At 43.1% G+C, this 10,982-nt stretch carries 15 protein-coding genes; 13 read left to right on the forward strand and 2 right to left on the reverse strand.

Features of this window, described 5'->3' with window-relative positions:
• From KJ678_03665 to dnaX, 7 genes are all read left to right on the forward strand, one after another.
• Window positions 1-289: proline--tRNA ligase (locus KJ678_03665; protein ID MBU1017228.1), on the forward strand; the 289-nt coding region annotated here is incomplete at its 5' end.
• Window positions 290-1,051: 762 nt separating this feature from the next.
• Window positions 1,052-1,564 (forward strand): hypothetical protein, encoded by a 513-nt coding sequence (locus tag KJ678_03670; GenBank protein ID MBU1017229.1) that lies wholly within the window; start codon window positions 1,052-1,054, stop codon window positions 1,562-1,564.
• A 144-nt stretch (window positions 1,565-1,708) separates the two neighbouring features.
• Window positions 1,709-2,053 carry an HIT domain-containing protein gene (locus tag KJ678_03675; protein MBU1017230.1) on the forward strand — a complete coding sequence of 115 codons (345 nt, stop codon included), beginning with the start codon at window positions 1,709-1,711 and terminating at the stop codon, window positions 2,051-2,053.
• Window positions 2,054-2,091: 38 nt separating this feature from the next.
• Complete coding sequence (gene rpsU / locus KJ678_03680; protein ID MBU1017231.1) at window positions 2,092-2,286, forward strand: 30S ribosomal protein S21; 195 nt, start codon at window positions 2,092-2,094, stop codon at window positions 2,284-2,286.
• Between the two features lie 12 nt (window positions 2,287-2,298).
• On the forward strand, window positions 2,299-2,568 hold the full coding sequence (gene ybeY, locus KJ678_03685) for an rRNA maturation RNase YbeY (GenBank protein ID MBU1017232.1): 270 nt from the start codon (window positions 2,299-2,301) through the stop codon (window positions 2,566-2,568).
• A 113-nt stretch (window positions 2,569-2,681) separates the two neighbouring features.
• Complete coding sequence (pth, locus tag KJ678_03690) at window positions 2,682-3,308, forward strand: aminoacyl-tRNA hydrolase (GenBank protein MBU1017233.1); 627 nt, start codon at window positions 2,682-2,684, stop codon at window positions 3,306-3,308.
• Between the two features lie 97 nt (window positions 3,309-3,405).
• On the forward strand, window positions 3,406-5,034 hold the full coding sequence (dnaX, locus tag KJ678_03695) for a DNA polymerase III subunit gamma/tau (GenBank protein MBU1017234.1): 1,629 nt from the start codon (window positions 3,406-3,408) through the stop codon (window positions 5,032-5,034).
• Window positions 5,035-5,037: 3 nt separating this feature from the next.
• On the opposite strand, the gene recR is transcribed toward dnaX, so the two are convergent.
• Window positions 5,038-5,655 (reverse strand): recombination mediator RecR, encoded by a 618-nt coding sequence (gene recR / locus KJ678_03700; protein MBU1017235.1) that lies wholly within the window; start codon window positions 5,653-5,655, stop codon window positions 5,038-5,040.
• Between the two features lie 150 nt (window positions 5,656-5,805).
• Between recR and KJ678_03705 the strand changes: the two genes are divergently transcribed.
• From KJ678_03705 to KJ678_03730, 6 genes are all read left to right on the forward strand, one after another.
• Window positions 5,806-6,033, forward strand: coding sequence for a hypothetical protein (locus KJ678_03705; protein ID MBU1017236.1), 228 nt, complete (start codon window positions 5,806-5,808; stop codon window positions 6,031-6,033).
• 147 nt (window positions 6,034-6,180) lie between these two features.
• Window positions 6,181-6,543, forward strand: a complete 363-nt coding sequence (locus KJ678_03710; protein ID MBU1017237.1) for a hypothetical protein — start codon at window positions 6,181-6,183, stop codon at window positions 6,541-6,543.
• Window positions 6,544-6,691: 148 nt separating this feature from the next.
• Window positions 6,692-8,113 (forward strand): cysteine--tRNA ligase, encoded by a 1,422-nt coding sequence (gene cysS, locus KJ678_03715; protein MBU1017238.1) that lies wholly within the window; start codon window positions 6,692-6,694, stop codon window positions 8,111-8,113.
• Window positions 8,114-8,167: 54 nt separating this feature from the next.
• Window positions 8,168-8,785 (forward strand): hypothetical protein, encoded by a 618-nt coding sequence (locus KJ678_03720; protein ID MBU1017239.1) that lies wholly within the window; start codon window positions 8,168-8,170, stop codon window positions 8,783-8,785.
• Window positions 8,778-9,548 carry a nucleotidyl transferase AbiEii/AbiGii toxin family protein gene (locus KJ678_03725; protein MBU1017240.1) on the forward strand — a complete coding sequence of 257 codons (771 nt, stop codon included), beginning with the start codon at window positions 8,778-8,780 and terminating at the stop codon, window positions 9,546-9,548. The genes KJ678_03720 and KJ678_03725 overlap by 8 nt, the downstream gene beginning before the upstream one ends.
• Window positions 9,549-9,727: 179 nt before the next feature.
• Window positions 9,728-10,759: a hypothetical protein gene (locus KJ678_03730; GenBank protein ID MBU1017241.1), complete on the forward strand. Its 1,032-nt coding sequence runs from the start codon at window positions 9,728-9,730 to the stop codon at window positions 10,757-10,759.
• A gap of 144 nt (window positions 10,760-10,903) precedes the next feature.
• Here the strand turns inward: KJ678_03730 and KJ678_03735 are convergent.
• On the reverse strand, window positions 10,904-10,982 hold a 79-nt coding region (locus KJ678_03735), incomplete at its 5' end, for a DUF933 domain-containing protein (protein MBU1017242.1).

Here is a 10,982-nt window from a genome sequence, read left to right on the forward strand (position 1 = left end):
AAAAATGCTTGAAAATCAGGAAAAATTTTTATACGAAAGAGCGAAAAAGAATATGGACGCGAATATAAGAATGGCGAGGGATTACGGGGAATTTAAGGATTTAATGAGGACAAAAAAGGGTTTTATTAAGGCTTTTTGGTGCGAAGGGGAGCGATGCGAGGCGAAAATAAAAGAGGAAACTAAAGCAACCACGCGCCTTTTGCCTTTGGACGCAAAAGAAGAAGCTGGAAAGTGTATTTATTGCGGAGCGCCCTCCAAGCATATTTGGTATTTTGCGCAGGCATATTAGTTTGTCTAAAAAGGGACTACCCCGATTCGGGGTAGTCCCTTTTTCTGCCCCCCCCTTGCCAGACCTCATAGTATATGGTATAATAGATGTATGTTAAGTTAGAGAACAGGCGGTTTGAAAAAACTCTAACCCGTTTGCGCTTTTGCGGACTAAAAAGCGAAAATGAAGGGGGGGGCAATGAAAGGTTCCCTTGTTCCCGCCGTCCCAATGGGGTTCTTTGAACCCGCAGGGACGCGGGGGTGCCGGTCGGCGGAGATGGTGGCAGTAAGCCGCCTTCCGCTTGACCCGGAAGAGGTACAATTTGTTACGGATCTTATTACGGCCATCTTGGTGGAAACCAAGAATGGTCGGATATTCCGAGTCAACCGGCACTGGGCGATTGAAAACGGCTTGATTCAGTAAGTTGTTTCATCGCTCAAACGGCAGAATCCCCGCTGAACTGCCGCGCCAATGGTGTCCGAACTGTTTGTGGACATTATTGGCAAATGGGTTTTGTCTTTAGAGCTCTAGACAGAACCCCCGCGACCGAAGCGCGGAAGGGGAGAGGACAGAAAAGAGGAGAAAAGCAATCCTTACTGTCCGAGGGATCAGGTTACCCGGCTGGTGAATACCAGTAAAACCTGTTTGGTGTTGTTTAGCGGCCGTTTGTGGGGATTCTGGTTCTTGTAACCGGATTTTCTTCCCCGCTCTCGGCCGTTTTGTTTTTACCAACCCCCGAAGTTGGCTAGTTATGACAAACTGTATTTAGGGGTCTGTACCCCTATGAATTGGTGTTTTAAGGATACTCCTTTGAAAAAGGTGTATCCTTTGTTAATTATCCTTCTTGAAAAAACATTTCCAATTAAGTATTCTAATATTAAGGGCAAATATATATGCTCTAATTCTGGTAAAGGTAAGAGAGGTGAGACGATGAAATACATTTTGTGGCGTACCCGCAGCCACGGCCCCAATGACAGACAGTTGCGAGAATTGGAGAGGATAGTGGGGGAGAGAGTTGAAGTGGTGGTTGTCAAGGGGATGATTCGGCGGGCGGAAGATGTAATTGACCTTTACAAAAAAGGTTTCCGCAGAAAAATTCCTTTTAGCGAGGTGGTGGTGCTAGCGCCCCTGACCGTTTCCCTTAAAATGGCAGAGTTTGGAACACCCCCGCTTATTGCTAAAATGGAGGAAGTTTTGGACCCCGCTTTGGCGGACTATAGAGACCAAAAAACGGGCAATATGTCGCGGTTTAGGTGTTTTGCCCGTGTTTACGGTTTGAGAGAGGAGGAGTTGTAAGGGACTTGGAGCCCCGGTCAGTGGAATCAACAAGTTTCGCAATCCTGCGTATCTTGTCCACTGGCTGGGGTTTTCTATTACCACCCATCAACCCTCTTTAATATAATTATTGTAAATCCCTTTGAGTAACGGTATAATAAAATAATGTCAAAGCTAGAGAATAGTTATAGGGAAGATTGCCTTTTTTGCAAGATTGTGAGAGGATTGGAGCCTAGCAAAAAGGTTTTGGAGACGGACGATTTTTTGGTTATCCATAACAAATATCCCGGCGCCCCAACGCATCTTTTGGTTTTGGACAAAAGTCATAACGAGAAAAAGCAAACGATAAGCGGCGAAATAGCGGGGTATTGGGACAAAATGTTTGGGGCGGCAAACCTTGCTATAAAGGAAGTTGGTTTGGATAAGGGGTATAAACTGATTAATAACGGGGGGAGTTACGCTCATTTTGAGCACGAGCATTTGCATGTATTGGGGGGAGAAAAATTTTAAATTTACATACGAAAGGTGGTGCTGTTTGCGAAAAAATTATGGTAAAAGTAAATGTTCAACCGGGAGAATCAATAGAACAAGCTTTACGGCGGTTTAATCGCGAGGTTATTGAAGAGGGTATTATTGATGAAGTTAAGGAACGGGAGTTTTACACGAAACCTTCGCAGATTAAACGAGAAAAGAATAAAATAAGACAAACCAAGCTTAATAGAGATAAGCGAGATAATGGGTAAGGAGGTAAAATTGTGGATATAATAACGGTTTCTATTGTTTCGGGTCCCGAAATAAAAAAATTAAATAAAAAATATAAGGGTAAAAACTGCCCAACTGATGTATTGTCTTTTAATTTAGACGAAAAACTGCCAAACGGGGATTTTGTGGTGGGGGAAATTGTTATTAATAAGGACCAAGCAAGGCGCCAGGCGAAAGATTACGAAAACAGGTATGAAGAAGAAATAGCGGAGTTGGTGGAACACGGGGTTTTGCACCTTTTGGGAGTACACCACGAAGAGTAATGTCAAAGCTCAAATGTCAAATCCAAATCGTAAATGTAAAATCTGGATTCTTCAGATTTATGGTTTTGAGTTGTGGATTTGAGATTTGAGTTTTGCGTTTTGAGATTGTTTTTATGAAACTACTCGTAGGTCTTGGAAATCCTGGAAAAAAATACGAAAACACGCGCCATAACACTGGCTTTATCGTGTTGGAAAATTTTAGAAAAGAACATTTTCCTGCCGAAAAATGGAAGTTTGAAAAAAAATTTAACTCGGAAATCATTCTAATTAAGGATTATCCCTGTTTTAAGGAGACTCCTTTGAAAAAGGTGTCTCCTTTGTTACTTATGAAACCTCTTACTCTTATGAATAATTCTGGGGATGCTGTAGTTAAAGTGTCCCAATATTACAAAATTGCGCCGAGGGATGTTACAGTAATCCATGATGATTTAGATATACCTTTGGGAGAATCCCGCTTGCAAAAGGGCAGGGGCGCCGCGGGGCATCATGGGGTTGCGTCTATTATAGCCGCTTTGGGGACAAAGGATTTTTGCCGTTTGAGGGTAGGGATAGATAGCCCTTTAAGGAAAAAGGTTAATGACGACGCTAATTTCGTCCTTAAAAACTTTAGTGCGAAAGAACAGAAGGCGCTAAAGGAGTTTCCCCGCCAGCTGGCGGAGAGACTCTTTTGTTTATGTAGCCGCGACCTTTATGGTCGCCTTTTTAATTGGCGAGGACAAGCCTCGCCGCTACACCCCTAAACCGGGATTGCTTCGTCGCAAGCTTCTCGCAATGACTGGATGAATTGAAAACAGAACATTGAAAACTTCTTTTAAATCTTCTAGGATAGAAAGTACAATGTTTTATTCTAAATACCGCCCGCAAAAGTTCTTGGATTTGGTGGGGCTTGAATCCCTTTCCAAATCCATCCTTACCGCATTAGCCGCCGATAAACTTGCCCACGCCTACTTTTTTTACGGTCCTCGCGGCACCGGCAAGACCAGCGTTGCCCGCCTTTTGGCAAAAGCGGTAAATTGCGATGCTTTATCAAAAATCCTTTCGGATATGCAACCTCGCTTATCTCAGGGTACCCGCGACTTACATAAAGGTTTAAGGACTAACCCTAACGAACGCTCGGTTGATACCCGCGAGTTTTTAGATGTATGTGGGGTATGCCCCAGTTGCAAAGCTATAGAACAAGGAAAATTTTTGGACCTAATAGAAATAGACGCGGCAAGTAACCGCGGAATAGACGATATCCGCTCTTTGCGGGATAAAGTAAACCTCGCCCCTACCCATAAAAAAGCTAAAGTGTATATCATTGACGAGGTTCATATGCTTACTACCGAAGCTTTTAACGCCCTTCTAAAAACTTTGGAAGAACCCCCCAAACGAGTTTATTTTGTACTCTGCACCACCGACCCGCAAAAAGTCCCGGAGACTATTAAAAGTCGTTGCGCGAAATTTGAATTTAAAAGAGTTAGCGAAGCGGATATTGTGAGAAAATTGGAGTTAATTTTAAAAGAAGAAGTAGCGGAGCAGCTACAAGAGGGGAGCGATAAAATTACTGTTGCGGACCTAAAAAAAATCGCCAAGGCGGCAGTGGGGGGTTTTCGTGATGCTGAAACATTGTTGGAGCAGGTCTTAATTGGCGGGGCTAGCGTTGACGAAATTATCTCTGGAGGGGGCAATCTTGCTCTTGATGATTTTGTGGATAATCTTGAAAAGGATGTCTCCGCTTCTCTTTCCATTATCCATAAAATTTCCAGTTCTGGTGTTGATTTAACCGCGTGGGGGTTGGAGCTTTTGAGGTATTTGAGAGTGCTTCTTTTAATAGAGGCGGGTATCCCGGTTTCGGATTTGGATGTTTCGGAGGAAAAGTTTGAGGTAATGAGAGCGCAGGCGAAAAGTTTTACTCTTTCAAAATTAACCCTTCTTATTGATGTTTTTTCCGATGCGGTAACCAAAATTAGGGATTGCGCAATACCGTCCCTTTTTTTAGAAGTAGCGGTTGTTAAGTGGTTTGGGGAAAATCTGCAAACGGAGAGTTTGCATAAGCATTTACCGAACGGAGAAAGTCCAAGCGATACTGCGTCATTGCGATCCCGAGTTTCCGCGAGGGAGAAGCAATCCGATACAGCTTTTGAATGGGATTCTCTCTTAAAAGCGGTTAAGCCCTGTAACCATTCGGTAGAGGCTTTATTAAAATCCTGCCGTTTGCTTTCGTTTAGCGGGGGGGTATTGGAAATAGAGGCGTTTTACAGTTTTCATAAAGAAAGGCTGGAAACGCCAAAAAACCGCCAAATTGTGGAGGATACATTAAAAGAACTTTTGGGTGTTCCCATTAGATTGAAGTGCCGTTTGGGAAAAAGGTTTTCGGAAAGCGAAGATTTAAGCGACAAAAACATTTCCGAACCGGAAAAAAAGGAGGTTGCCGAAGTGGCAAAGAGTGTGTTGGAGGTGTTTGATGGGGGGGTAGAGATTTGAATTTTAGATAGGGGTTCTTCCTTCCATCGCCCTTCCTAGTGTAGTTTCATCCGCATATTCTAAACTTGCTCCGGTTGGCAAACCTCGTCCTATCCTAGTGATTTTTATCTTTTCATTTACCTTATTGCTTATTTCTTTTTCCACTAATTTGGCGATATAAAAAGAAGTTGTTTCTCCTTCCATAGTAGGGTTTAACGCCAAAATAATTTCCTTAATCTCATTTTTGCCAGCAAGCCTTTTTATAAGGTCGTTAATATAAATTTCATCGGGGCCAATACTTTGCAAGGGATTAATAACCCCGTGCAGAATATGATATAACCCATTGTAACGCGCTCTCTCCAAAGCCAATGCGTCCAAAGGGGTTTCTACCACAGCTATAACGCTATTGTTGCGAGAAGCGCTTGAACAAATTTCGCAGGGGTCTACTATATCTATATTTTTGCAAATCGCGCACATTTTTGTATCAGTTTTTATACGAGTTAGGGTATCGGCAAAATTTTCCAGTTCGGTTTGGGGATTATGCAGTAGGTAAAAGGTTAGTCTTTGGGCGGTTTTAGGTCCAATACCGGGGAGTTTTTCAAAATGTTCTATTAGGTTTTCAATAGGTTTTGGAATTTTCATATAGAAAGATTATATCAGATTAAAGAAATTCATTTATCTAAGGAGACTCCTTTGTCAAAGGAGTCTCCTTTGTTAATATTAAAATCCCCTTAAATATGGTAAAATGTCCGTGAGACTTATTCTTCACCAGTAAAGAAAGGAGGGTGGAAAATGAATTGTCTAGGTAATGTTCTTAAGATTTTATTGCTGAAGTTTGGCTATAAGAGTGTTTTTATGGAGCTTTTGGGCAAATTGGAGTTCACACTTGACCACTTCTTGAAAAACTCCTCGGGTTCCGAAGAGTTGTTTCAGCGAGGGCGGGCGGGAGAGGTACTTGCGTTCGCAACAGCTTTGAAGACATCACTTTTGGAAATTACCGAGCAAGAAACGGCGACCTAATTGTCATAACTCGCCAACTTCGGGGGTTGGAAAGTTGGAAGGAGGTTTCTGATGCGTTTTAGTTTTGGAGATAGCCCCTTACCAGCAACTTCCCGTTTATGCGTTAGGCGCGGGCCCCAACGCGGTGATGTAAAGGAGGAAGGGGAAATGTCCAAGCAGTCTAATTTGACTTTGGGTGAGTGGGAGATAGTGCGTGCTATTCGCAAGGTGTTTGCGGAAATGGGTGAGGGCGAGGGAGATGCCTTGCTACCCGAATTTCCGGATGAAGTTAGGTACGAACCCGAGCCGGAATTGACGATTCAGCAAGACCTTTGGCCATTCTTGTGTCGGCATAGTAAAAGATTTGTTAGGCTACAGTTAGAGGAACTTTTGAGTTTGTGCGGTTTGACTCAACATTCTTCTATGGCGGAATTTGCGGATAAGCTTGTGGAGTTGTCTGAAGGTAATCCCGAAGCGGACAGAATGTTGGGGTATGTTGAAGATTTGTTGAAGATAGCTGGTGCGGGGTAGGAAAGATTCCAACCCCCGAGGTTGGAAATTGTAAGGGCGGATTTTTGCTTGTTTTAAATTTGCAAGCAATCTCCGCCCTTTGTTAAGATTTAACAATAAAGCAATACAACCATACAACAATAATTCTCTCATCTGCTATAATCTTTTTATGGACTTGTTTTTGTATAACTCTCTTTCCCGCAAAAAAGAAAAATTTGTTCCCATAGCCCCGCCAAATGTTGGTTTTTACACCTGCGGTCCCACGGTTTATGGCCCAAGCCATATTGGACATACCCGTTCTTATGCAGCGTTTGATGTATTAAAGCGGGCGCTTGTTTTTAATGGGTATAAAGTTACCCATGTAATGAATATTACGGATGTCCACGACTCTATAATAAAAAGAGCGTATGAGCTTAATGTTTCTGTTGAAGAGTTGTCAACCAAATATACGGAAGTTTTGCATAACGATATTAGGGAGATGAATTGTATCCCCGCAAATTTTTACCCCAAAGTAACTGAAAATATAGACGGGATTATTGAGATGATTAAAGTTCTCATAGACAAAGGTTTTGCTTATATTGAAAAAGATGGTTCGGTGTATTATAAAGTGTCCCAATTCAAAAAGTATGGGAAGCTGTCTGGCGCGCAAATTGCGCAAAGTAAAGCGGGAACTAGGATTTCCTCCGACAAATACGAGAAGGAAGAAGCCTCCGATTTTTCTTTATGGAAAGCGGCGAAAGAAGGCGAACAAAGTTGGGAGAGTCCTTGGGGAAGGGGGCGTCCTGGGTGGCATATAGAATGTTCGGTTATGGCAAAAAAATTGTTGGGAGATACTTTTGATATACACGTTGGAGGAATGGATTTAAAGTTTCCTCATCACGAAAACGAAATTGCTCAAAGTGAGGTAGCGAACGGAAAGCCTTTAGCAAGGTATTGGGTTCATTCCGGTCTTTTGGATGTTGATGGTGTGAAAATGTCCCGTTCTTTAGGGAATGTGTATAGTTTGGAGGACATGAAAAAGAAAGGCTTTTCCGCGCTTGATTTTAGATATTTAACCTTTTTAACGCATTACCGTTCAAAAATGAATTTTTCGTGGGAAGCTCTTGAGGCGGCGCAAAAGGCATACGAACGGCTCGTTTCCGCGATGTCACACTTTGTCCAAAAAGGGACTACCCCGAATCGGGGTAGTCCCTTTTTGAGTGTTTCTTTTTCTAAATATTACGATAGATTTATAACAGCAATAAACGACGACCTAAATATGCCAAAAGCGTTGGCGTTGGTTTGGGAACTTGTAAAGGATAAAGGAGTGTCCGATGAGAACAAAACAGCTCTTTTGGAGAAGTGGGATGAGGCGCTGGGGCTATGCCTAAAATCCAATCCGCCAGCTGGCGGATCAAATGTCAAAGGTTACGAAGTAAGTTCGCTTCGCGAAGTCAAATCTAAAATGTCAAAACCTTTAATGCCAAAGGAAATTCAAGAATTGTTGGGAAAAAGAAAGGCGTTGAGAAGGGAAAAAAGGTTTGAGGAAGCGGATGCCCTTCGCGAAGAAATAGAAAAACTTGGGTATAAAGTGATTGACAAGCCTCACTGATTGGTGGTATACTTTTCTTGAAATCACTTTATTTAGTTATCTCAAGAAACAAAGATGCGGTTTTTAGACCTTAAAGAGGCTTTAAAAAATTACACGGTATTTACTCCTAGCGACATAAAAAAACTGGGTGGCTCATTTTTTGGGACGAGGTTGAATGAGTGGCAAAAGAAGGGGTATATTAAAAAAGTGCTTCGCGGGTATTATATCTTTTCGGACCTGTCTCTGAATGAGAAAGTTTATTTCTTGGTTGCAAATAAGATTTACAACCCTTCTTATGTGTCGTTGGAGTCGGCTTTATCCTATTACGGTGTTATACCCGAGGCTGTTTATTCGGTAACTTCGGTAACTACTAAAAAGACTAGTCAATTTTTAACAAGTATATGTTCCTTTTATTACAGAAAAATAAACCCAAAGCTTTTTTTCGGGTATAATTTGCTAGGTGAAGGTTCGTCTGTTTTTAAAATGGCAAGTTTAGAAAAAGCGATATGCGACTATTTTTATTTTAATAGTGATTTAAATTCCAAATCAAAAATTGAGGATAAGAGGTTTAATTTGGATGTTCTAAAGGAGAAGTTGAATAGGCATATTTTGCTTAAGTATTTGAGTTTATATAACAAAAATACCCAAAAAAGGGTTAGTGGCTTGATTAGTTTTATCTACAACGATGATTAGTTTAGCTGAAATACAAAAGTTTTATCCGTCTAATTTGTGGGGGTATGAACGAAGCCTCTTAAAAGAGTATTTGCAATATAAAATTTTGCAGTCGCTTTTTAATACTGTTTATGCAAACAAGCTTTGTTTTATTGGCGGAACGGCTCTAAAAATTGTGTATGGAAATACTCGTTTTAGCGAAGATTTAGACTTTGACAATTTTGGAATTGAGAAGGGAGAATTTGATGATATAGCCAATACAGTTAAAAGGGATATGGAGCTTGAGGGTTACGAAGTTGAGATAAGAAATGTATTTAAGGGAGCGTATCGGTGTTACATAAAATTTCCAAAATTGTTGTTTGATTTAGGGCTTTCGGGACACGAGGAGGAAAAGGTTTTAATTCAAATAGATATTACAAGGCAGGAATTTAAGTATAAGTTTAACGGGTTTATATTGAACAAGTTTGATGTTTTTTCTCAAATAAATGTAGCGCCGATAGATATACTTTTGTCGCAAAAATTCTGCGCCGCCTTTGAACGAAAAAACCCTAAAGGACGAGATTTTTACGACATCGTTTTTTTGCTTTCAAAAACGGAACCTAATTACGAGTATTTAAGCTTTAAGCTGAAGTTGAAAAATAAGGGCGAACTTAAAAAATATGTGGCGGAGAATAGCAAAAAGTTAGATTTTAAATTGTTGGCTGACGATGTAGCGCCGTTTTTAATGAATCCTTTGGATAAAAAGCGAGTGGAATTGTTTGGACAGGTGATAGAAAGTTTATAGGAGAAAAGCTTGGTTAAGGAGTTTCCCCGCCAGCTGGCGGAGAGACTCCTTTGTTGGTATTTGACAAACCCCTTATCTTATAGTAGAATATCTGTAAGTTTTGATAAGCGCCTACCTGGTGGCGCCTTTATTTCCCGCCCGAATGAAAGCGGGCATATTTTTAGCCCTAGGAGGGCAAAATGGACGAGAAGGGTTTGAATGGCAAGAAGCCGGTTGCGGCAACCAATGATGCCGCCTCGCGTCGTTCGTCTCGAGATAGTTACGAGACGGCGATAGGGATTTTTGCGGGCATTCGCGAGCGTTTGGAAAAAACCCCGTTTGCGGGGACGCTTGCGGAGGAACCCGAAAGCTCCATTGCGGTGGAATGGGGCTATGCGCTGAGCCACGCGGAAACCGCCGCGCGGTATGCCTTCCAAGGTTATCGTGAAGATGCGGTAACTTACGCGTGGCTGTCGGTGGAGGCGTCCAACCGTTCCGAGGCCTACTTCAACTTGAAGTGGGCGGAGCACCGCTTGCGGGATCATCTCATTCCGAATACCCGTTTGGCGGACAATATGTTCGTCACAGCCCAGCGGTTGGCAGGCGCGTTGAAAGATGCAATGCCTGGCTGGGAAGTCTTGGGCGTTTTGGATGAGGAACTGGCGGGGTTGGACGGTTGGCCGGAGAGCCTCGCCTGTGCCTGTGATGACCTCTGTGGCAGGGTTCATGAGCTTTACTCGGCCATTGCCGAGAGTGGCGGCGGGGAAGGCAAGGTGAAGCCTTTGGCCGTCCTCAAGGAGGTTTCCGCTTTCAAGGCGGGAGCAGTCTATGATGCGGTAGGAGAGGCGTTCCGCTGTGTGGGGGCGCTTGCCTACTTGGGAGGCTTTGCGGCTTCTCATATCCAAGGCGCCGCTCGGTTCTGCCGTAAAAACGGTGTGGATTGGGATGCGCTTTTGGAGATGGCGGATGCCTTGAGATGCAAGCGCCTCTGGACCTCCCATTCTGTGGATGAGGACGAGGTGTCCCATCGCAAAGGCAAGAAGGGTTATAAGATAGACTCTGCAGTGGCCGTGGCGATGGCGGATTGTCTTGCAGGTACTGCTTCCTCCGCTCCTGCTGGGGGGATGTTGGATGCGCCGGTTGCCGTTAAGCCGCTTCGTACCGCGCGGGACAATGGAAAGCGGGACGGTAGACGAGGAAAGGGAGGAAAGGCGAAATACGAGAGCGCGTAGTAGTCAGCGCTAATGGGCGGGGGGATTGGAGCATATTCGCGCGGAAGTTTTTCACGCAGATTTGCTTCGTCTCCCCGCCCAGTATTTTTTTAACGAAGGAGTCTCTCCGCCAGCTGGCGGGGAAACTCCTTTAAAACCCATAAATCACCTCGTATTAACGCGAAAGAGAACAACATCTCCATCTCTCATCAAATACCCTCTTCCTTCAAGCCGAACCAAACCT

This window comes from Patescibacteria group bacterium (genome assembly GCA_018817085.1).
In the GTDB taxonomy this organism is placed as follows: domain Bacteria; phylum Patescibacteriota; class WWE3; order CG2-30-40-12; family CG2-30-40-12; genus CG2-30-40-12.